General features: G+C 29.6%; 23 protein-coding genes. 2 read left to right on the top strand and 21 right to left on the bottom strand.

Annotation, left to right across the window (positions count from 1 at the left end):
* Positions 1–7: 7 nt before the first annotated feature.
* From EG57_RS0209820 to EG57_RS0209730, 19 genes are all read right to left on the bottom strand, one after another.
* Positions 8–910, bottom strand: a complete 903-nt coding sequence (locus EG57_RS0209820) for a PhzF family isomerase (protein ID WP_032077050.1) — start codon at positions 908–910, stop codon at positions 8–10.
* Between the two features lie 165 nt (positions 911–1,075).
* Positions 1,076–1,381 (bottom strand): hypothetical protein, encoded by a 306-nt coding sequence (locus EG57_RS0209815; RefSeq protein ID WP_029160873.1) that lies wholly within the window; start codon positions 1,379–1,381, stop codon positions 1,076–1,078.
* Between the two features lie 239 nt (positions 1,382–1,620).
* Positions 1,621–2,520 (bottom strand): LysR family transcriptional regulator, encoded by a 900-nt coding sequence (locus EG57_RS0209810; protein ID WP_029160872.1) that lies wholly within the window; start codon positions 2,518–2,520, stop codon positions 1,621–1,623.
* A gap of 166 nt (positions 2,521–2,686) precedes the next feature.
* Positions 2,687–3,832, bottom strand: coding sequence for an iron-containing alcohol dehydrogenase (locus tag EG57_RS0209805; protein ID WP_032077049.1), 1,146 nt, complete (start codon positions 3,830–3,832; stop codon positions 2,687–2,689).
* A 26-nt stretch (positions 3,833–3,858) separates the two neighbouring features.
* Positions 3,859–5,826 carry an oxidoreductase gene (locus tag EG57_RS0209800; RefSeq protein ID WP_032077048.1) on the bottom strand — a complete coding sequence of 656 codons (1,968 nt, stop codon included), beginning with the start codon at positions 5,824–5,826 and terminating at the stop codon, positions 3,859–3,861.
* A gap of 272 nt (positions 5,827–6,098) precedes the next feature.
* The gene (locus EG57_RS0209795) at positions 6,099–7,730 is read right to left on the bottom strand and encodes an MFS transporter (RefSeq protein ID WP_032077047.1); all 1,632 of its coding nucleotides are present in this window, start codon (positions 7,728–7,730) and stop codon (positions 6,099–6,101) included.
* Between the two features lie 122 nt (positions 7,731–7,852).
* Positions 7,853–8,380 carry a PadR family transcriptional regulator gene (locus EG57_RS0209790; protein WP_029160868.1) on the bottom strand — a complete coding sequence of 176 codons (528 nt, stop codon included), beginning with the start codon at positions 8,378–8,380 and terminating at the stop codon, positions 7,853–7,855.
* A gap of 98 nt (positions 8,381–8,478) precedes the next feature.
* Positions 8,479–8,979 (bottom strand): GNAT family N-acetyltransferase, encoded by a 501-nt coding sequence (locus EG57_RS0209785; protein WP_032077046.1) that lies wholly within the window; start codon positions 8,977–8,979, stop codon positions 8,479–8,481.
* Between the two features lie 96 nt (positions 8,980–9,075).
* A complete protein-coding gene (locus EG57_RS0209780; RefSeq protein WP_032077045.1) occupies positions 9,076–9,711 on the bottom strand; it encodes a GNAT family N-acetyltransferase in 636 nt (211 codons plus the stop codon).
* Between the two features lie 211 nt (positions 9,712–9,922).
* Entirely contained in the window at positions 9,923–10,666 is a 744-nt protein-coding gene (locus EG57_RS0209775) for an ABC transporter permease (protein WP_032077044.1), read from the bottom strand.
* Positions 10,653–11,384, bottom strand: a complete 732-nt coding sequence (locus tag EG57_RS0209770; protein WP_032077043.1) for an ABC transporter ATP-binding protein — start codon at positions 11,382–11,384, stop codon at positions 10,653–10,655. The genes EG57_RS0209775 and EG57_RS0209770 overlap by 14 nt, the downstream gene beginning before the upstream one ends.
* Positions 11,385–11,467: 83 nt before the next feature.
* Positions 11,468–12,205 (bottom strand): MerR family transcriptional regulator, encoded by a 738-nt coding sequence (locus EG57_RS0209765; protein WP_032077042.1) that lies wholly within the window; start codon positions 12,203–12,205, stop codon positions 11,468–11,470.
* A gap of 75 nt (positions 12,206–12,280) precedes the next feature.
* The gene (locus tag EG57_RS0209760) at positions 12,281–12,622 is read right to left on the bottom strand and encodes a hypothetical protein (protein WP_242859831.1); all 342 of its coding nucleotides are present in this window, start codon (positions 12,620–12,622) and stop codon (positions 12,281–12,283) included.
* 211 nt (positions 12,623–12,833) lie between these two features.
* A complete protein-coding gene (locus tag EG57_RS0209755; protein ID WP_052037817.1) occupies positions 12,834–13,394 on the bottom strand; it encodes a MaoC family dehydratase in 561 nt (186 codons plus the stop codon).
* A 66-nt stretch (positions 13,395–13,460) separates the two neighbouring features.
* A complete protein-coding gene (gene fabG, locus EG57_RS0209750) occupies positions 13,461–14,216 on the bottom strand; it encodes a 3-oxoacyl-[acyl-carrier-protein] reductase (protein ID WP_032077040.1) in 756 nt (251 codons plus the stop codon).
* Positions 14,217–14,243: 27 nt separating this feature from the next.
* Positions 14,244–14,864, bottom strand: a complete 621-nt coding sequence (locus EG57_RS0209745; RefSeq protein WP_032077039.1) for a TetR/AcrR family transcriptional regulator — start codon at positions 14,862–14,864, stop codon at positions 14,244–14,246.
* A gap of 141 nt (positions 14,865–15,005) precedes the next feature.
* On the bottom strand, positions 15,006–15,542 hold the full coding sequence (locus tag EG57_RS0209740) for a hypothetical protein (RefSeq protein ID WP_032077038.1): 537 nt from the start codon (positions 15,540–15,542) through the stop codon (positions 15,006–15,008).
* Between the two features lie 140 nt (positions 15,543–15,682).
* On the bottom strand, positions 15,683–16,597 hold the full coding sequence (locus EG57_RS0209735) for an AEC family transporter (protein ID WP_032077037.1): 915 nt from the start codon (positions 16,595–16,597) through the stop codon (positions 15,683–15,685).
* A gap of 202 nt (positions 16,598–16,799) precedes the next feature.
* A complete protein-coding gene (locus tag EG57_RS0209730; protein WP_029160856.1) occupies positions 16,800–17,159 on the bottom strand; it encodes a PilZ domain-containing protein in 360 nt (119 codons plus the stop codon).
* A gap of 228 nt (positions 17,160–17,387) precedes the next feature.
* On the opposite strand from EG57_RS0209730, the gene EG57_RS0209725 reads away from it, so the two are divergent.
* Both EG57_RS0209725 and EG57_RS0209720 read left to right on the top strand, forming a co-directional pair.
* Positions 17,388–17,999: a TetR/AcrR family transcriptional regulator gene (locus tag EG57_RS0209725; protein ID WP_032077036.1), complete on the top strand. Its 612-nt coding sequence runs from the start codon at positions 17,388–17,390 to the stop codon at positions 17,997–17,999.
* A gap of 35 nt (positions 18,000–18,034) precedes the next feature.
* Positions 18,035–18,928 (top strand): FMN-binding protein, encoded by an 894-nt coding sequence (locus tag EG57_RS0209720; RefSeq protein WP_032077035.1) that lies wholly within the window; start codon positions 18,035–18,037, stop codon positions 18,926–18,928.
* Positions 18,929–19,047: 119 nt separating this feature from the next.
* Here EG57_RS0209720 and EG57_RS0209715 read toward each other — a convergent pair whose 3' ends face one another.
* Together EG57_RS0209715 and EG57_RS0209710 are read right to left on the bottom strand one after the other, a co-directional pair.
* A complete protein-coding gene (locus tag EG57_RS0209715) occupies positions 19,048–20,442 on the bottom strand; it encodes an amino acid permease (protein WP_032077034.1) in 1,395 nt (464 codons plus the stop codon).
* Between the two features lie 887 nt (positions 20,443–21,329).
* Positions 21,330–21,821 carry a hypothetical protein gene (locus EG57_RS0209710; RefSeq protein WP_032077033.1) on the bottom strand — a complete coding sequence of 164 codons (492 nt, stop codon included), beginning with the start codon at positions 21,819–21,821 and terminating at the stop codon, positions 21,330–21,332.
* Positions 21,822–21,992 lie beyond the last annotated feature (171 nt).

Raw genomic sequence — 21,992 nt, 5'->3', positions numbered from 1 at the left:
AGTATTACTACAAGGAAATTTCAGATTTAAATGCTATTACTGCGTTTCCAGAAACTTTAACTTCTATAGGTTCCATATTTTCTATTTTTACTTCAACTTCAATAACACCTGCTCTTTTTATGGCTTCTCCCTGTACCGCATTGAATTTAAATGAAGATTTATTGTAATGAACAAGTTTATGATGAACAAGATATGCTCCAAGAGGACCATTGGCATTACCTGTTACAGGATCTTCATTAATACCTATTGCAGGAGCAAACATTCTGCCATGCACCAAAATATTATCATTTTCTTCATTAACTGTAAAAACATAATATCCATTACACTTAATATTTTTGCTTAATTTAGAAAGTAACGTATAATCTGGCTGCAGTGCATTTAAAGTTTCAATACTTTTTATTCCCACCATAACCTTAGAGTGACCTGTTGAGACAATCTGTATTTTATAATTTTCTATTAAATCACTATTTTTTATATTAAGAGCTTTTAAGAGTTCTTCTTTATTTATACCATCAATGATATTTCCAAATTCAATTTTTCCCTGTGTCATAACAATTTTATAATCCTGATTTTCCTTTATTATATCAACAGGTAAAACTCCAGCTCCCGTTTTATGATAAATTCTTGAAGTATCAAGATTATTTTCAATAGCACGGGCATAATGGGCAGCAATAGTTGCATGTCCACAAATCGGCACTTCATTTGTTGGAGTAAAAAATCGTACATGAACATCATACTCATCATTATTTGACGGAAATATAAATGCTGTCTCTGAATTGTTAAGTTCTCTAGCTATTTTCTGCATTTGACAGTCAGTCAATCCCTCTGCATTGGTTATTACCCCTGCTGGATTTCCTGTTAGCTTTTCCTTTGTAAATGAATCGATTTGATATAAATTGTATTTTTTCATTGTATTTGCCTCCTAATATATATGCTCATATTCAGTCAAACTTTTCTGTGTACAAAGTTGATCTTGTAATTAATTATAATACCAGTGGGATCTAAATAATAGTATGCACTTTTCAGTTAGATACTTACCATTTGGAAAGAAAAATAAATCTAATAATTTATGTTTTTATTCATTTTTTTCAATGATGTAATCAAAATACAATTTATGAAATTCTGTAATTCTATATCTCTCCAGATCCATTAAAGCTTTTTTTATTTGTTTATCAAAATTATTTTCAACTAACCAAGTCAAAGAATCTCCAGTAAATACATGTTCCCCATTTTTGTATACATGTATGTAGTATTGACAATCAATTAATTCATCTATATCATTTGGTTCACAATGAAAGCAAACACCTTCTGTAATTATCTCATATTTTCTTTTATTTATGTCTGTAGTATATGTCATATGATACTCTTTTACCTTTGTCATATAAATACACCTCATTTTATTTAAATTTTACAAACATATCGTATTATTTACAGAATATTCTTGCTTTTTAATATTGTCAAAAGCATATCATAGCTTTTTATCTTTGTCAATATAATCCTATTTTTCAGTTTGCATCTTACTTTGTGTAAAAATTCATACGAAAATGTATAAAATAAAGATAATAAACTGACAAGGTATTTTCACTTATCAGCTTATTATCTTTATTTTATCAATTAATATTATGCAATTGTATTTTGATTATTTTTATCTAAAAAATAATTCATAAATATCTTCATGGTTTGATTTATTTTTGTATCTTTTTTTATAATAAATCCTATGTCCCAAACTGCAGTTGGAGTATTGATTGGAACACAACTTAATTCATTATATTCAGTCACATTAGCCAAAGAATTTACAAAAACAAATACTCCCTTATTTAAGGCTACAAAATCATATGCTATTAATAAATCAAAAGCACATTTCGTATAAACATTAGGTTCAAAGCCTGCCTCTAGAAAATGCTCCATTATTAAAGATTGTATTCGAAAGGTTTCATCTAATAAAATGAGTTTTTCATTTCTTAAATCTGTAAAACTTATGCTTTCTTTTTTAGCAATAGGATTATTTTTATTTACCACAGCTACAAAGTGATCCTTCTTTAAATGATAATATGAGAAATCAATTGGATTCCTTGGGTTTATAGTACATGCTATATCAAGATTTCCATTTAATACATTAGCTTCACATTCAATATCCCTATATTCATATATAACAATATCTATTCCTAAAGAACCTTTACTGAACTCAACTATTTCTTTAGTTCCTAGAGTACGTAGAGTTCCTGGTGCAAAACCTACCTTTAATTTTCTCTTTTTCTTTTTTACTTTGTTGTAAATATCATCTTGAAGTGTATTAAACTCTTCTATAAGTTTATCCGCTTTAGGATAAATGTATTGAGCTAGTTCAGTTAATTCAACGCCGCGAGAAGTCCTTTTAAAAAGTGAAGCACCTAATTCCTTCTCCAAATTACTAATTATCCTACTAAGTGCCTGCTGCGTTATAAAAAGTTCTTTAGCTGATTTAGTAAAATTTTTATCCTGACATACTTTTATAAAATATTTTAAAGAAGTTATATCCATAATACCTCCAAGATGATTAAATTTTATATAGGATAGTAATTTTATTATACATTTCTATCCTATATAAATAAAGATTTTATCCCATCATTGTTATTTTTAAAATACATATTTTTTATAAGCAAACCTCATCTGAACCTAATAATCCTTGATAGAATATATAGCTTTTTTACTTATAATTATCATAAATATCTCCAAGAATTACTTCTATATCTTCTTTACTTAGTTGTTTTGGCACAAAATTATAACATCCATCAGTTAATACCATATCTGCTGTACTTATTAAATCTTCTTTTTTTATTTCTTGCTCCTCTAAGGATTTAATACCTATTTTTTTAGCAAATTTACGTATTTCTGCTGCTACTATTTCACCAATTTCTAAATCTGTTTCTTTTCCATTAAAAGTGATGCCCATAGCTTTTCCAACAATTTTAACTTTATCTGCTTTAATTTCTGAAGCATATTTCATAACTTCTGGTAACGCAAGTGCACATACTGATCCATGAGGAATATGGAATTTAGCACCAATTGAATGGGCAATAGCATGTCCTAAATGTACTAAAGAATCATTAAAAGCTAACCCTGCAAAATTACTTGCTATCAATAGATTTTCTCTTGCTTCAACATTTTTACCATCATTTATAGCTACTTCGAGAGAATCAAATACTTTTTTTATAGCATCTGATGCTAAAACTTCTGACTTAGGATTAGGGTATTGTGCTGTAATCGCTTCTGCTGCATGTGAAATTGTATCCATACCAGTATTAGCTGTTACATCTGCAGGTACGGATGTAGTTATTTCTGGATCTAGTATACCTAAAGTAGAATTACAAATAACAGAATTTTTAACATTATTAATTGTATCTGTTATTACTCCAATAGATGTACTTTCACTTCCTGTTCCAGCTGTCGTAACTACCATTATTACAGGAACTCCTGGGGTATAAAAAGGATTTCCAAAGTGCTGATTTACAGGTGCTGGATTATTAATTAATACATTTATACCTTTAGCTGCATCCATTGGACTTCCTCCACCAATAGCAACTATACCATCTATTTTTTCTGTTTTGGCAATTTCTCCACCCTCATTTATAATATAATCTGGTGGATCAGCAATTACTTTTTTAAATTCTACTATTTCTATACCTGCATTTGTTAAGCTTTCCTTTGCTTTAAAATATCCATCTAATTTTGCAACAGTTTCATCTGATACAATCATTACCTTTGTACAACCTAATTTTTTTGCCTCTTCACCTAATAAACTAATTGTTCCTGCTCCACAAATAATTGGACATGTTTGTGCATATCTTCCCATAATATTATTCCTCCATCTGTTTATTTTTATAGATTGTATGCATTTACAAAACCAGTTTCCATTGCATTTCTAATTTTACCTGGCTTACATGCATCACCTAATATTTTTACTATGCCAAAATTAGCATTAATATCTTCTAATAATTCATCATTAGGCCTAGTTCCTAAAGAAACAACTATATTATCAAAAGAATAATCTTTAATTTCATTACTTTCCATAAGTTCAAAGGTTGCTTTTCCATGTTCAATTTTAACTAATTTGTGTTTAGGATAAAGCTTTACACCATACTGTGAAACTCTACCCATTATATCAATTAGGTTTTGGAAGAATAATCCTGGTCCTATATTATCAGCCATTTCAAATACAGTAACTTCATTACCCATTTCAGCCAACAATTCTGATGTCTCAAGTCCTGTCATACCAGAACCTACCACACCAATCTTCTTTCCTTTTAATTTAACTTTTCCACTTAATATATCTACAGTTGATAAAACTTCTTTTCCATCAATACCTGATATGGATTTTGGCATTATTGGATTTGAACCTTGGGCAACAAATACTGCATAAGGATTTAATTTCTTTAAATCAGCTATAGTAGGAGTAGTATTCAATCTTATCTCTATTCCTAATTTCTCAGCCTGCACTCTTAAATAATCTATAAGCCAAGTTATTTTTTCTTTCTTTGGAGGTTTGTTTGCAAATTCTAATTGTCCACCTATTTTATCTGATTTTTCAAATACTACAGGTTTAAATTTTCTCATTGCAAGAACTCTTGCTGCTTCTAAACCTGATGGCCCTGCACCTATTATAGCTACAACTCTTCCATTACCATCTTCTTTAAAGTTGCTGTAATCTAATTCTCTGCCACTTTGAATGTTAATCCCACACTGACAAGGTGATTGAGTGATATCCGAAGACATCAATGTTTCCATGCAGTGAAGACAGGATATACATTTTCTACATTCATCTGCTCTTCCTTCCTTAGCCTTAATGGACCATTCTGAATCACTTAGATGTTGTCTTGCAGACCCAGCAAAATCTACTTTTTCCTCTGCTATAATACGATCTGCATACTCTGGTTCTCTAATAACCGATACACCAATTACAGGAATATTAACTGCTTTTTTTATGGTTTCAGGTAAATATATTTTCCAACCTTGCTCAAAGGACGTAGGTTCCCATGCTGTATTCATAGTTTCATAAGTACCTGAACTAACATCTATAGCATCTACTCCTAATTTTTCTAAGTGCTGAGCTATTTTAACACCATCCTCAAGATGTAAGCCTTCTTCTGGAAGACCTATCTTTTCATAAAATTCATCCACTGATAACCTTACAATCAGTGGAAAATCCTTTCCACATCTTTCTCTTATTCCAATTATTATTTCATCTAGAAATCTTAATCTATTTTCAAAACTTCCACCATATTTATCAGTTCTATGGTTTGTATGTGGACTTAAAAATTGATTTACCAAGTATCCATGTGCTCCATGTACTTCAACTCCATCTATACCAGCCTTTTGAACCCTTACTGCTGCCGATACAAAGTTTTCAACCATTTCTTCAACTTCTTCTGTTGTCATTGCCACTGTTTCCTGATGTACACATTGACATTCAATTGCACTTGGTGCAAGCATTGGTAAATTTCCATTGACAGCACTTATACCTTGTCTTCCTGGATGATATAATTGGATTACTATTTTACTTTTATATTTATGAATCTCATCTGCTAATTTTTTTAATCCAGGTATATGTTTGTCATGGGCTGCAGACATTTGCTTACAGTTTCCTCTACCTCTTGATTCTTCAACCATTGTAACCTCTGTAAATATAACACCTACTCCACCTTTTGCCCTTGCAGCATAAAAGGCAACGGTTTCATCTGACATAGAACCATCTTCATTGCCCAAATGAATACCCATAGGTGTCATTACAATTCTATTTTCTGTTTCCATAGAACCTATTTTTCCTTTTGAAAATAAATTATCAAACATATAAATTCCTCCTACCACACAAATTAAAATATTCTGATTATTTTTGTTTCTTGTTAACATTTTAACAGCTATGCTTATATTTATAAAACGCCTATTCATTGTAGGAGCCACAATAAAAATTGATGAAGTAATTTATAGTTTAATTAGATACTTACATTTAATTCATTACTTACTGAATGTTTATCATCTAAGCAATCTTTTTTAAACTCATCATATTGTTCTGTTATATATGAGAAAAGCTGAATAAAATAATTATTCAGCTCCTACTCAATTTAGCTTGCTGAAGCATTATCTGTGCTTTTAGCAAACTGTTCATTTTTTAATTCAGTTTTTCTCTTCTTATCACTGAATAATGCAAAAAGTATACCTGGCAAAAGAATTACAGCACTAACTTTAAATGTAAAACTAAAAGCTTTAACAGTATAGGTTAAAAAGGTATCTTGAATATAAGGTACTATTTTCTTTGTTTCTTTCTTTTGAGCTTCAGAGGCTTCTTTTTCATCAATTGTATTTAATATTTCTGATAGACTAACATTTTTAGCACTACCTGCTTTAACAAAAGAAATCATGTTCAGCTTGGTTTTATTACCAAATACACTGTCATTTTGTATTATTTGTACAGCAGAGTCTTTAGCATAAGACATCTGGGTAGTCATATTTGATGTAAATATAGTTAAGAACAATGCAACCCCAAGTACAGTTCCAAGTGTTCTTGTCATGTTATTTATTCCAGAAGCTATTCCTATTTTATCTAAAGGAACATTCGCCATTATAGAACCTATTAGTGTTGCCATACTTAATCCTGTACCAGAACCAGCAACAATTAATCTTAAAATAATATCTATATTTGAAGAATTCTGAGTAAGAGAACTATTTAAGTAGCAAGAGGTAGAAATTAAAAGAATACCCAACGCACTAGTAACCCTGCTGCCTAATTTTTTTGTTAAAATAGTAGCTAATAATGAAAAAAACATTGAAGTTAAGGACATAGTTGAAATAATAAGTCCTGCTGACAATTGTTCTAATCCTTTAACCTGAATTAGGAAAAATGATAGCAAATAAGTACCAGACATAATACCAAGTCCCAGTAAGAATAGAGCAATGGAACCATTCGTAAATGGTGCAGATTTAAATAAGCTAAGTGGAACCATAGGCTCCTTAACTTTTAGTTCAATAATAATAAATAGTATAAAGGCTATAGCAGAAACTGCAAACAAGGAAAGGATAAAGCTTGAAGTCCAGCCTTTTTCAGTAGCCTTCATCAATGCTAAAGTTAAACAAAACATAGCAATTGAGATTGTTATAATTCCCCCAAAGTCTATACTTTTACTTGCAGTTGGGTCATAGGATTCCTTTATGAATTTCATAGTTAATAGTATACAAATACAACCTATAGGTACATTAATAAAGAAAATATATCTCCAACTAAAAAATTGAGTTACTATCCCCCCAATAGATGGTCCACTTGCAGCAGCAAGACCAGAAAAAGCTCCCCAAAGTGCCATAATAGTTCTTCTTTTTTCTGGTTGGAATATTTCAAGAGAAAGAGGCACTGAAATAGTCACAACAAAAGCTGCAGCTAGCCCTTGAATTGTTCTAAATAATATAAGTGCTTGAAGCGAATTTGAAATGCCACATGAAAGTGAAGATATAATAAATAAAAATACTCCTGCAATAAACAGTTTTTTTCTTCCAAATTGATCTGCCAATCTGGAAGCAGTTACTAGAATAACTGCAGTAGATAGATTATATGCATTTACCACCCAAGAAATATGATCCATAGTAGTATTAAAGTACTCAGTCATTTTAGGCAAAGTGATATTTACCACAGTTGTATCTAATAATGCCATAAAAAATCCTAAAATAATAGCTACAAAAGAAATGATTTGATGTTTTTTGTTCATAAGAAAAACCTCCTAAAAAATAATGTAATATATACTACTGTATAATAAATTACTATAATTTATAGTAATTGGGCAAAAAAAATGTCTCTCAATATAATAATTTGATTAGAGACATTAAATTATTAATTATAATAATCAAAAACTTTTTCAGACCATTTTTCTAAAATTTTATAGAATTCGTTATACAGATCTATTATAAGAATTTCAGAACCAGATTTTTCATTGTGCTGTTTTATGTCATTATAAATTGGCTCCACATATGCTCTACGTTCTGCTGCCTTTTCTTTGAAATTTTTAAGGTATTCTTTCCTTTTTTCTTCTGGTAAATTTTCTATATTAGCTAAAAATGCATTAAAATCCAAATAAAAATTCCCTATATGCTTTGAACTTTCTTCCATTAACTCATTGAAATATAAATTCCCTTTTTCATTCAGTGAATATAATGTTTTTTCTGGCATTTCACCTTCTTTAACAGTTCTTGAATTTAAATATCCATTCTCACATAATTTAATTATATTTTTATAAATTGACGGGTTACTGATTTTTAGCCACTTAGTAAGATTCCATACATCAAATTCTTTAACCATTTCATATGCACTTTTTTCTTTATTCTTCAAATAGCCAAGTATTATTAAGTTTATTGAAGACAATTTAATCACCACCATTTATTATACTAGTATAAAGTATAGTAGTATATGGTATATTTGTCAATATAAAATTTGGTAAAATTATTTTAAGATGTCAGCATTTAAACCATAAAATACTCCTTGTTTGCATCATCTTCTTTATATTTTACAAACCCGCATTTTTGCAGCACTTTTTGAGATGCAAGATTATCCTTTTCAGTTAAAGCTATAATTCTTGAAACACCCTGCTTACCTAATGCCCATTTACAAATTATCTCTACTGACTCTGTCATATATCCATTACATCTATATTTTTCATTAATACCATAGCCAATTTCAACGATACCACTGTCATTAGCCTGTCGCATAAAACATGCACTTCCTATAGAAATATTCTCTTCCTTCAATATTATTTGCCAATTTGTATACCATAGATAATTTTCCTTATGCTTTTCAGCTTCTTTATAAAGCCACTCCATTGCCTTTTGAGTATGAGCATCTAAAATTTCATATGAATTATTTAATCCTAATGCATTCTCCATTTTACTCATACCCTTTAGCATCAAATTAAATTGTTCCAAATTTAGTGGTATTATAATTAATCTTTTAGTTTCTAATTTCATTTTAAACCTTCTCCTTAATATGAATATTTTAACTATAAAAATTATACTATTTATATTTGTATTAAATAACCACCAAAACATATCACTAAATGAAACTCACTGCATAATAGAATGGCTGTAAATATAAAATTCCTCCTGACTTGGCTGATATTTTTTCTCCAAGCTTTCCAATCCCTCTTCAAAACGCTGAACTTCTTTTTCATCTATCTCAAATACAGGGCTTTGATGGTAAATCCATTTTCTTCCGTCCAAAGCATCTGATTTTAGTTCTTTTACCATCATTGCTGCTGGATATGTTCCATTTTTAAGACAGACATTGTACTTTTTGCAGCTTTTAAAACCGCGACTTACATAATTATTAGGATTCCCAAATATTACAATTGTATCATAATTAAGCGCTGCTGCCTGTTCAAAAGAATATTCAATTAGTTTTTTTCCATACCCCTTTCTTTGGTATTCAGGCAAAATACAAACTGGCCCGAAGGTAAGGATGTCTTTTTCTTTTCCAAATTCATCAATTAGTTTTGTTTTCGTATACATGATATTCCCTATGATTTGGTTATCAACTTCAATAACCAGATCCAACTCCGGCAAAAAATCCTTGTGGGATCGCATAACATGAACTAAATAGTGTTCATTACACCCTGGAATATACAAATTCCAAAAAGCTTTCCTTGTGATTTCTTCTACTCTTTTATAATCTGTTTCTTCTTCATTTCTAATTTTAATCATTTTTAAACCTCCGATAATTTATCCAATCACTACCACTGCTAATCCCCAACCTTCTTTGTACGAAACTACTTTTCCTATTATCCAAGGAGTAAGATATTAGTACAAAATCATAAATTCTGACTCTCTACTTAACTGTTAGATAAACACTTATAAGCGCTTGGATAAGTTATTCTAAGACACACTTAATAATATTATACCATGTTTGCATAAATTATTCCCATCTGAAAAATCTAACAGAAACAAATATACAAACTATAGAAAGTATAACCATTATAACAATAGGAAAAATAACATCTTCCACAGGCAAACCAAGAGAAGCAGCTTTTAAAAGTTTTATTCCATGCGTCAGAGGCAATATATCAGCTACTTTTTGAAGTGCTTTTGGCATTACTTCATAGGGTAGTGTGGCTCCTGAAAAGATTAACATTGGAAAATACAAAACACTTGCTATAACACTTGCTATTTTTGTATTTGGTGCAATGCCTCCAACCATAATACCAATACTAAACATGGACAGCATTACTAAAAAATATCCACCTGCAAATTGAAGCCACGAACCGTTTAACTTATAACCAAAGGAAATTGCTGCAACAGCATAAACAAGCACTAATGAAACAAGTGAGTAAAGAGTATAAATGACTAGCTGCACTGCTAAAATTAATACTGGACTTGTTGGCGTTACCTTAAATCGCTTCAAAATCTTTTTATTACGATAATCTGATACTACTAATGGAAGTCCCATAACTCCACCTGCACAAATAGCTATAGTAGATATAGCTCCAAAGGATTGGGCTAAAAAAGTATATTCTGATCCATAAAAAGCTGGCTTGTTTCCATATATAATACCTAGAATCATCATTAATACAACTGGCATGCATATTGCAAAAATGAACATATCCATTCCTCTCAGGGATAGTTTTAGTTCAATTTTAAGCATTGTACTAAATGTTTTCATATTTGTTTTCCTCCTCTGTGTACCAAAGATAAGCATCCTCAAATTTTTCAAAAGGACTTGAGGCAACTGCTTCTTGTACTGTTCCATTAAATACTATTTCCCCATTTTTAAGAATACAAACTTTATCACATAAAGCTTCAACTTCATCCATGAAATGAGAACTTAAAAAGATAGTAAGACCTTTCTCCTTAAATTGTAAAAGGCATTTCCAAACATCACGCCTTGCCCTTGTATCAAGTCCTGTGGTCAGCTCATCTAAAAATACAACCTCAGGCTTTGGAATCAATGCAAGTATAATAAATAACCTTTGTTTTTGTCCTCCTGAAAGCTTACTAACAAGACTTTTTGCTTTATCAGAAAGTCCAAATTGATTTAGCAAAGCTTTATAATCCTCAGATGACTTATAAAGTGACTGTGTAACCTGGCACAATTCAGCTACTGTTATATTCTCCTGATAATTTGCTTCTTGAAATTGAACACCTACCTTTTCAAACAACTCTTTACGTTCTGTTTGTGGATTCCTATTCAAAATGGATACTGTTCCACTATCCGGCTTTTTTGTTCCTAAAATGCACTCAATGGTTGTACTTTTACCTGCACCATTTGCTCCCAAAAGGCCAAATACTATGCCACGAGAAATTGTAATATTGATGTTTTCAATTGCCGGAACTCCTTCATAATACTTGCTTAATTTTTCAACCTTTATGATTGTTTCCATGACTTTATCCTCCTTTGAACTTATCTACACAAAAAGAATAACACCAATACAAAGATTGGTGTTAAAGTGTAGGCTTTACCCCATCATATTTCTTTTTTCATCTTTTCAATGTGAAACAACATTGTATGAGCATTTTTTTCAGCCGATTTCAAAGAAGTAATCAACTTATCACATACAGATATGATTTCATCACTTTCATCTGGAGTATCAAGCACCTTTTTAATATTCACATTTGGATTTTTAGATAATGCTCCAAGCATTCTCAAGATAGCTTCAAGAGAGTAATTTGCACAACGAAGAGAACGAATAATTTTTAATCGTCTAATATCTTCATCTCTATACACACGATAACCATTTTGTTTTCTCTTTACTCTTAATAATCCATTCATCTCCCAATTCCTTAAGGCATCCATAGAAACTTGTAAATATTCAGCAGCCTCTTTCCTTTTAAGAGATAATGTATCTGTTGATTCATAAGATAATAATTGTTTTACACTTTCTATGGCTTCTTCTGCATTACTCTGTTCTTTTTGTATTTGCTCTATATAATCCTGTGTAAGCGAAATGGCTTTATTAAAGTTTCCTGCTGCAGATAACTTTACAATCTCAACAACCTTTTTACGCAGACCATTTTGAAGCACTTCAATTTTAAAAGCAACTCTTGCAAGCTTAAACTGCTCAATATGAAGATCTGTAAAAACACGATAACCATTAGATTGCCTATGAGGTTTAGAAATAAGTCTAAGTTCTTCATAAAGCCGCACTGTGTTAGGATGTATCCTTATTATTTTTGCCACTTCTGCCGTCCTATAGGTATTCATTTTTTAATTCACCTCTATTCTATAATACCATCAATAAAAAGTCTGGTGTTATAGTGGAGAGTTTAATTATGTCAGTTACCCTTTTTCTTTACTGGTTAACATTAAGTCCCTATATACAAATATCATGGTAATAAAAACACTTAATACAGCAAAACCAATATCCAAAGTTTTATTATGTATAAATTCTCCTATAAAAGGCATTACCATAAAAAAATAAATTGTAATTATAGGATATGCTAATTTTCTCAGTTTGCGAGTTTCCACAAATTCAGACATACTAGCAACAAATAAAAGTATTATAATTATTGTTATTATGATTTCTGGTAATTCCACTCCCATAAACATTGCTGCCACTTCAGATATACTCATAATAAATGCTAGTATTCCTAGAATATTTGCTATAGATTTAAATTTCATAAATACCATCTCCCAGTATCAATCACACTACTAGATATATATAATAAAATGGCTTACTTTATGTTTAAAGTAAATTAGGTGTGCTGTTGCACTTAAATATAACTTAACTTTTGTACATGCAATTTTGACTTAATATGAGCATAATGCTACACAACTTTTTTAGAGGACAAAGGACAATTGACAGATGACAGTGAAGGATGAAAACTCACCTTCATTGTCCTCTGTCATCTGTCAATTGTCCTCTAAAAAATGCTTGAAAGCATAATGTATCATCACTATAACCTTTGATAAGATTTTCTTCATGCTTTATGTATACTGGATTGCCACCATAAACAGGATGAATATATTTCACTTCTATTTCATTGCTTTGAGTAGTATCACAAAGTTCTTTAAGAATAAATAGTCCTTGTACAACAGGATTTTCTGTTAGATGGATAGAATTTGTATCTCCTGTTACGTGACTAAAATTTGAAATTTCTTCTTTTGAAAAACTACGCCATAAGGTTCCACAATCTTCAACCTTTTCCTTTTGAACAGATTCTTTAACCTTTACATTCATCATTAAATAAACTGTTAATGTTTCTGCAATTTCATTATTAACATATCCACTACAGCTAATTACACAAAGCTTTCTGCTGTTTTTTACAATTTCATTTTTATAAGTTTCATTATCTAGTTTTGATTGGAATCTTTGATATTTTACTTTAGCAATAAATGCACCTTCGTAAAAAAAATCTTCTTTCATAGTAAATGCTTTAAATAAATCTATCATTTAATTTTCCACCTTAATATCAATATAATAGTTAAAAATTTTTATTTTCTAAATCTCCTAATGGTTTTACTGCATTACCATACCACCATCAACATTTATAACTTGCCCTGTAATGTATTCTGACATGTTTGAAACAAGAAACAAAACAGCACTAGCTACTGCTTCAGGTCTACCATAAGCTTTCATTGGAATTTTGGATAACATTTCTTCAGTTACTTTTTCTGAAAGTGCTGCTGTCATATCTGTTGCTATATATTCTGGAGCAACAGCATTTACCTTTATGCCTCGATCTGCTAATTCTCTTGCTGCTGTTTTAGTAAAACCTATAAGCCCAGCCTTAGAAGCAGCATAATTTGCCTGACCAACATTCCCTGTTATACCTACAACACTAGCCATATTAACTATACTGCCAGATTTTTGTCTTAACATCTGTTTTGATACAAATTTAGTACAGTTAAATGCTCCTGTGAGATTTGTATTTATTACCTTATCCCAGTTTTCTTTTTTCATGGTCATCATTATACCATCACTTGTAACCCCTGCATTATTTACTAATATATCTATTCTTTTGAATCTTGCAATTATAGCTTTTACAACTTCTTTCGTTGATTCCTCTGAACTCACATCATGTTTTAAGCCTAAAGTCTCAACATCATAAGCTGATAATATTTCATTTGCTGCTTGTTTTGCTCTTTCTTCATTAGTTCCCGTTACCACTATTTTTACTTTTTCTGCTGCTAATTTCTCTGCAATAGCTCTTCCAAGTCCTCGTGTTCCACCTGTTATTAAAGCTATTTTATTGGTTAAACCTAAATCAATCATATTGAACCTCCAATTAATGAAATAGTTTTATTTAATGTATTCCCTAAGCAACCTTATGAATCCATTTAAATTATATTCATAAGAAAATCTTACTACGTTTCTTCTTTCATTAACCTCCATATCATCTTCTAGTGAATCCAACAATAGATTAAGCATATTATCAAATACCATTCTTATAATTTTGTAACTTTGAGTCATATTACAATTATCCATCCCACACTTCTGTAAAAATGCAATTTCATGTTGTGTCATATTTTCCATTATTTCTTCTTTCAAATTCTCATATCTTGTTCCCTTACTATATCTAAGTAAAATTAATAATCTCTTCCTCTTTGCTATTAGATCGTCTATTCTTCTACGAGTTGGAAGGTATCTTTCTAAGTTTTGCTGATTTTTCAAAAAAGCTTTTGTTAATATTGGAAATATTCTAGAATTATAATCTCTTAATATATCTGCAAAAGATTGTGGTAAAACAGTATAAAACAACTCTTCTTTGTTCTTAAAATAAATGTAAATGTTGCCTACTGAAATATTTGCTTTTGCAGCAATATGACTCATTTTCGTATTTAAGTATCCTTTTTCTAAAAATATATCTACTGCTGCATTTTCAATTGCTTTTTTAACTTCATCTTTTTTTACTTGAACCATTTTTCTCTCCATTATCTTAAAACTGAATTTATAATTCATTTTTATACTAGTACTAAATAGCGTATTTGTCAATTATAAATAAAAAAAGTACCCTTAAGGCTTATATTTCAAAGCTTTAGGAGTGCTCTGTTTAGATTTTATTTAATTAGTACCTAAATTTTCTTTAAAGATATTTAAATATTTCATGATTAATGAATTGTCAAATCCAACTCCATGGTTAATACTATTTGCCATATCCAACATTTCATCCGCAAAATTAAAATAAGAAAAATTTGATTTTTCCATATCCTTATCTATTCCTTCATTATTATATCTTATAGTACCCATAACAGCTATGATACCTGTTTGAAATTCTTTTCTCTGCTGCAGTGGCATTTGTTCTAGCATCTCTCTCCATGCTTTTCTTACGTATGATGGTGCTGAAGGTGGCGGAAACCCAAGAGATGCCATATTATGTCTATAATAATCCAATGAATGATGGACCATATCTAGCCCTTCTTTTTCAAATTCTTTATATTGTAGCTTGTCTTCATCATCTAATTTACCATTTAAAGCTTCATTATAATCATCTACTTTTTCATATAAAACTTCACTGAAGCTTTGTTGTTTATTTTCTTTTTTCTTACTACTAATAATATTATTGTTTTGAATATTTGATGTATTAATTTGTATTGACATAAATATCTCCTTTCAAAAATTTGTTACACTTTTGTTATCGAAATAAATATCCTATACTTAACAATTTTGGTTTAATTTACGTCAAAACATCAATATACTTCCATGTATAGCATACAATTGTTTAAACTTCTTATATTAACTTAACTCAATATAAGACTCCAAATAGGCACAGACAACAAAGTCATAACAGTAGAAAACACCACAATTTTTGTACCAAATACATAATCTCCATCATATTTAGCTGCTAAAATAGCTGTAGTACTTCCTGCTGGCATTCCTGTCAAAATAACTGCTACACCAATAATAAGCTTGTCAATTCCAGCTAGTTTGCATCCCAAAAACACCACTCCAGGAATTATTACAAGCCTGATTACAGTAAAATATATAACATCCTTATTTATCATAGTCTTTAAATCATCAACTTCTGCTATAATACATCCTATCAATATCATGGTAAGGGCTGTAGTGCACTGACCTAAATCACTTATAGTTTTTTCTACAAATATAGGTAGATGTATTCTTGTAATCATTAACAAAAATCCAATGTAAACAGCTATCATACATGGATGCAGTACTACTTTTTTAATTGCTGATTTTTTATCAGTTTCATTTGTAAACTGTGACAATCCAGCTGACCACATAGCAATTCTATTAGGAATACAGAAAATAGAGGAATACATAAGACCTGTTGCTCCAAATATACCTTGTGCAATAGGATTTCCTAAAAAGCCTGAATTAGATACAAGCGTTCCATATTTAAAAATCTTTCTTTTTCTTATATCATAACTATTAAAAGCAAATTTACAAACAATATAAGAAAATATCTGTGCAATTACAGCAATCGTTATGATAACTGCAAATTTTTTTAGTATCGCTGTATTAAAATCAATCCTAAAAGAAGTGATTATATTGCATGGTAATATAAGATTTAAAACCAATTCAGTTAACACTGATTTTGCCTTTTCTGTTAATACCTCCTTTTTTCTCATAAACACTCCAATGATCACAATTAGAAACATAGTACCTTGAAGCGTCCACATTACATTAAAATCCATTAGTTTTACTTCCTTTCATTTTGCCAGGTGTTCATAAAGCATTAACTCAACTTTCTCACATGTAATGTTTTAATTTAATACAACAAACATGATATAACACAACTTTTTTGAGATGACAAATATCAATTGTTACCTCAAAAAAAGTTGCATAGCATCATTTCTATATTAAATCAAAATTTTGTATGTGTTAAAGTTGAGTTAGTTATAATAAGTCTTGCTTTAACATTTCCCTATAAATATTCTTTATAGCTACAAATTGTCCACCAACGAAGTAACCCTCATCATATAAATTGATGTGAACTACTTTAACAATAGCAGGTATAGTTATCTTGTTGTACTTAAATATCAATTCTAGTATATCATCTATCTCAAACTTTGTACTTGATATAAACCCTATACCTGAAATAGAAATATCCACAGCTATTCTTTCTAAATGAACCTGTTTAGAATTTACACTTATGATTTTTAACATATCGTCATAGCTGTGCCTTTTATTTATCCTACGATCTTTTTTAAATATCTGGTCCCTATCGAACAAATAACTAAAATTATTTTTTTTCATACTATCACTCGCTTTTCTATAAATATTAAAATAACGACATGATGATATTATTAATGTATTATGTTTTTGAAAATATTATATCATATTGTAGAAATTTGGTACAATATTTAATCCATAATTATTCTATAAAATCAAAATATTCCACTATGAATTATGGACAATTAGAAAGGGAAGGAGTATAATTCAATCAAAAGAGAATATGTTATTCTCTTTTATAGGAGGACAAATATGGTTCAATATAAAAAAGACGATATTAAAGAAAAAATCGATAATGCAGCATTAAAAATCTTTGTAGAGAACGGATATGAAAAAACAAAAATTTCTAACATTGCAACAGAATCAAATGTTTCAGTTGGAAATATATATAAGTACTATAAGAGCAAGAAACAAATATTTTATTCAATAGCTCCTGAAAGTGTCTTAGAAAACTTAAAAAATATTTTGATTAACAAGCTTATATCTGCAAAATACAAAACAGCAAACGAACTAAACTCAAAGAATGATTTTCAACTTGTAAATGAAGAATTTATTGATTATATGATTAAAAACAGAGAACAAATCTTAATAATGTTTACTGGAAGCAAAGGTACAAAATATGAAAGTCTAAAGTATGAAGCTATAAATTATATGATAAAAAATATAAAGGAAAACTATTCAAAAGAAAACAATAAAATTATCTATGATTCCATGAATTATAAGATTATTAAAATCATTTATGAAAATTTGATTTCAATGATGATACAAATTCTTAAGGAGTCAGATTCTCCTGAAGATATAAAAAAGTCATTTAAAATTATAAACCTTTATCATCTATTTGGAGTTACTAATTTATTTAAATAATTATAAGTTTATTGAACTAAAATGGAGGTAAAAACATGAATAAAAACTGTACTCTAAATATCAGCTGTCAAAAATTATTGAAAGCAGTTCACATCATTTTAGCTGCAAGTGTACTAGGAGGACTAATTTCAATCTTAAGTCTTCTTTTATTAAAGCAAACTAAAAATTTTGAAGGGAATACTTTTCCAATAGATTTAGGAATACTTAAAATATTTACTTGGACGGTAAACTATGCTTTTTTTATTTTACTCATAACTGCATTTATATATAGCCTATTTACAGAATGGGGATTTGTTAAATATAGATGGATAATTTTAAAATGGTTCCTTATACTTGTTATATTTGCAATGACTTGGATTGGATTTGGACCTTCTGTTAATGGAATGACCTCTATAGCAGATATAGGTTTAAATAATTCTGTTATGAAAAGTGAATATTTAAACTTTCAAAACAAAGCATTAATGTATACATCTATAGAATTGTGTATAATGATACTCATTGCTTTAATCTCTATTTTCAAGCCTTTTGGAAAAAGAGAAGTAAAACACCCTGTAAAGCAAAAAACTATTATAATGATTGTACTTCCTATATTTATAATTGGTATTGGATTTGCAGCTGTAAGTGATATTAATTTGAATAAAATTAGACATATGCCTATAGAAAATTTGAACCTCTCAAAAATTAATGATGGTGTATATAAAGGAAAAGCAGATGTTGGCAATTCCATATATAAAGTAGAAGTAAAAGTTACAAATCATAAAATTGTTAATATTAAAAGTATAGATAATCGAAAAAGCCCTTATGTAACTTATGCAGAAGGAATATTTCCAAAAATCATTAAAGAACAAAAAATAAATGTTGATGCTGTTACTGGAGCAACCACTACTAGTAAGGCATTTATGAAATCCGTTGAAAATGCTCTAAAATAGAAAAACTACAGAAAGTGGACTCTCACCTTCTGTAGTTTTTCTTCATAATGTCTAACAATAATTTTTATTATTTACAGCAATATTTTTTATTTAATACAGCTGTATAATAGCTAAACAGTTTAACTAAGCAATTTAGTAGCTTCCTTTTTATTTAATCCACATCCATACCAAGCTGCAATTAAAAGTAGTATCCATATAACTCCAACTATAGCTGGAATTCTTGTATCTGCTCCCATGCACATTGAAACAAATACACCAACTAAGAATATCATAGTGATGATGCCTGAAGCTGGATAAAGTACTGTTTTAAACTTCAAATTTTTAACCTGTTCAGGTGTAAGACTCTTTCTAAATTTAATCTGAGTGTAAACAATCATAAACCAAGCAAATATACCTGCAAATGTTCCTACACTTGTAACATAAGTAAATGCTTTACCAGGAGCAACATAGTTTAATATAACTCCGATTAACATAAATGCTACTGAAGTAAGTATTCCATTCTTAGGAACGTTAGTTGAACTAAGCTTTGCAAAGCACTTAGGTGCTTGTCCCTGTAATGAAAGATTGTATAGCATACGTCCAGTTGTAAATATACCTGAATTACATGATGATGATGCTGCTGTAAGTACAACGAAGTTTATGATACCTGCTGCTGCACCTATACCAAGTTTAGCAAATGTAAGAACAAACGGACTTCCTGTTGTTCCTATGCTGTCCCAAGCATAAAGTGACATTATAACAAATAATGCACCAATATAGAATATCATTACACGCATGAAAACACTGTTTATAGCTGTTGGTATTACTTTTTCAGGATTTTTTGCCTCTCCAGCCGTAACACCTATAAGCTCAACTCCTACGAAAGCAAATGAAACCATAGTTAAAGTAGATATAGGTCCCATAATTCCTTTAGGGAAGAAACCACCGTGCGCAGTCAAGTTTGAAATACCAATTGGTACTCCTTTATTTCCAAGTCCAAATGCTATCATAGCTATACCAACTATAATCATGATAACTATTGTAGCAACTTTTATAAGTGCAAACCAAAATTCAATTTCTCCAAATGCTTTTGCTGCAGTTAAATTTACGCCTGTAAGTATACAAATAGCAACAAGTGCTGATACCCATTGTGGTACATTTGGAAACCAAAAGTTAATATAAATACCTACTGCCGTAACTTCTGCCATACAAGTTACAACCCACATTATCCAGTATGTCCATCCTGTTAGGTATCCTGCAAGAGGGCTCACGTAATCGTTTGCATATGCACTGAATGATCCTGCAACTGGATGCTCAACGGCCATTTCACCAAGAGCACGCATAATAAAAAATATAATTATTCCTGCAACACCATAAGTAATTAATATAGCTGGACCTGCAGCCTTAATAGCTGTTGCTGACCCTAGGAACAAACCAACTCCGATGGCTCCACCTATTGCCATCATTTTAATATGTCTTTCTTCAAGACCACGTTCTAGGTTTTCTCCTGTTTGCGTTTGAGTTTCGTTATTCATTTTACTTACTCCTTCCTTTAAAAAAAGAAAAATTTAGTACTTTTAAAACTCTAAGTCTAATAAGATTTCAAGTTTTTCAAGTTATATCAAAAAGAATTTTCCTCACCTACTAAATTTTAATATGAATTGTCATATCTAAAAATGTATATTGTGAAGTAATCTTTATGAACGAATTAAAACTCATCATAAATAAAATAATTCCGTCTTTTTAAAATATTCAATTTCAAGTAAATTGTCTATTTTATACTTTTCTGTTTTTAAATTATTCAATTTATATAATATTCTTTATTCATTTTATATAATCATTTCAATATTGTCAATGACGGCATAAATAATAAAAAGTGTCATCTTTTACAAAATTATTCGAAAATGCTTCACTTAGCTACATCTAACTACAAATAACTACAACTTTAAGGCTAGTTTTATCTAGCCTAGACTTTTTTTATTCATTTTTATAAAATTCAATTTGAAACTTTTATGATAATTGGTTGGTTTTTTATAACAATTTATAACGATTTTGTGAAAGTTTTAGCATTTTCGTAATCATTTATTTCATAAGATAAACAATTTCGAAATTTAATATCATATTATTATCTAAGTCTAAATAATTAACCTTTTTTTAGATAGCTTTTCTATATATTTTAGTCCTTATTTAATTCCATACTTTGCAAAAAAATATGTTTAAGGAATTTAACATATTCCAATTTATTAAATTTTTCATAGTAAAACTATGAAATATGGCTTAAATTATAGTAAATATATTGTTTAATACATTAAAAGGCAACTTTTAGCTGTATATCAGGTATAATACAGTTAAAAGTTGCTTATATTACTTTGACTTATATTCCTTCATTTTTAAATATAAAAAACTTTATCATTTCAAAACTTTAACACATTACAATAATTTTGTATGGTGTGGTTTGTGCTGGTATACTCATCGTAGTAAAACCATAAACAACAATGAGATTATGATTTGCAGGATTTTTAGTAAAAGTTTGATCATTTTTAAGTATTATCTTAGTACTTTGTGAAATATTTAATTTTAATTTATTGTCACTACTTATCAACTGCCTATTAAAATATCCTACCTTCACTTTTTGATATGGTGTATTTTTTACCATAACAATTGCCCTAAATTGAGGTGGAAAAATCATGGGAGTTGGTGCATTTGCATCATAAAACCCAGTTACCATATCTCCTATTTTAACCCTTACATGATTCACAAAATAAGTATCTGGCGATATCACAAATTTTACTAAGCTTCCATATCTATTTTGTACAGACATTAATTTATAGCATCCTAATTGCTCTCCATTTGGTTGTACCCAGAAGTCATCAATCATAGTAACTCTACCATGAAAAGATTGAAAATTTATCATTTTCCCACTCCCATTTAAACTCATATTCTATATAAGTTATGCTTTTTTAAAATACTTTGTTACATTTGTATATAAATTGAATATATTATTATTGTTAAGTATTAATACGAAAGCGTGTAAACTAGAGTCTTATAATATATCCAAAGCTAAAAAAGTAAAATCAAAAAATAT

The sequence above is a fragment of the Clostridium drakei genome (assembly GCF_000633595.2).
Classification (GTDB): domain Bacteria; phylum Bacillota; class Clostridia; order Clostridiales; family Clostridiaceae; genus Clostridium_AM; species Clostridium_AM drakei.
The sequence above is the reverse complement of the archived record's forward strand: the minus strand, read 5'-3'. Positions and strand labels throughout refer to the sequence as shown.

Coding starts and splice junctions, on each gene's coding strand:
- EG57_RS0209720 (WP_032077035.1), top strand. CDS start 18,035: ATGAATAAAAACTGTACTCTAAATATCAGCTGTCAAAAATTATTGAAA.
- EG57_RS0209765 (WP_032077042.1), bottom strand. CDS start 12,205: ATGAATACCTATAGGACGGCAGAAGTGGCAAAAATAATAAGGATACAT.
- EG57_RS0209710 (WP_032077033.1), bottom strand. CDS start 21,821: ATGATAAATTTTCAATCTTTTCATGGTAGAGTTACTATGATTGATGAC.
- EG57_RS0209810 (WP_029160872.1), bottom strand. CDS start 2,520: ATGGATATAACTTCTTTAAAATATTTTATAAAAGTATGTCAGGATAAA.
- EG57_RS0209815 (WP_029160873.1), bottom strand. CDS start 1,381: ATGACAAAGGTAAAAGAGTATCATATGACATATACTACAGACATAAAT.
- EG57_RS0209730 (WP_029160856.1), bottom strand. CDS start 17,159: ATGAAAAAAAATAATTTTAGTTATTTGTTCGATAGGGACCAGATATTT.
- EG57_RS0209715 (WP_032077034.1), bottom strand. CDS start 20,442: ATGAATAACGAAACTCAAACGCAAACAGGAGAAAACCTAGAACGTGGT.
- EG57_RS0209755 (WP_052037817.1), bottom strand. CDS start 13,394: ATGATAGATTTATTTAAAGCATTTACTATGAAAGAAGATTTTTTTTAC.
- EG57_RS0209785 (WP_032077046.1), bottom strand. CDS start 8,979: ATGAAATTAGAAACTAAAAGATTAATTATAATACCACTAAATTTGGAA.
- EG57_RS0209745 (WP_032077039.1), bottom strand. CDS start 14,864: ATGGTTCAAGTAAAAAAAGATGAAGTTAAAAAAGCAATTGAAAATGCA.
- EG57_RS0209775 (WP_032077044.1), bottom strand. CDS start 10,666: ATGAAAACATTTAGTACAATGCTTAAAATTGAACTAAAACTATCCCTG.
- EG57_RS0209820 (WP_032077050.1), bottom strand. CDS start 910: ATGAAAAAATACAATTTATATCAAATCGATTCATTTACAAAGGAAAAG.
- EG57_RS0209780 (WP_032077045.1), bottom strand. CDS start 9,711: ATGATTAAAATTAGAAATGAAGAAGAAACAGATTATAAAAGAGTAGAA.
- EG57_RS0209740 (WP_032077038.1), bottom strand. CDS start 15,542: ATGTCAATACAAATTAATACATCAAATATTCAAAACAATAATATTATT.
- EG57_RS0209760 (WP_242859831.1), bottom strand. CDS start 12,622: ATGAAATTTAAATCTATAGCAAATATTCTAGGAATACTAGCATTTATT.
- EG57_RS0209770 (WP_032077043.1), bottom strand. CDS start 11,384: ATGGAAACAATCATAAAGGTTGAAAAATTAAGCAAGTATTATGAAGGA.
- EG57_RS0209725 (WP_032077036.1), top strand. CDS start 17,388: ATGGTTCAATATAAAAAAGACGATATTAAAGAAAAAATCGATAATGCA.
- fabG (WP_032077040.1), bottom strand. CDS start 14,216: ATGATTGATTTAGGTTTAACCAATAAAATAGCTTTAATAACAGGTGGA.
- EG57_RS0209800 (WP_032077048.1), bottom strand. CDS start 5,826: ATGTTTGATAATTTATTTTCAAAAGGAAAAATAGGTTCTATGGAAACA.
- EG57_RS0209735 (WP_032077037.1), bottom strand. CDS start 16,597: ATGGATTTTAATGTAATGTGGACGCTTCAAGGTACTATGTTTCTAATT.
- EG57_RS0209795 (WP_032077047.1), bottom strand. CDS start 7,730: ATGAACAAAAAACATCAAATCATTTCTTTTGTAGCTATTATTTTAGGA.
- EG57_RS0209805 (WP_032077049.1), bottom strand. CDS start 3,832: ATGGGAAGATATGCACAAACATGTCCAATTATTTGTGGAGCAGGAACA.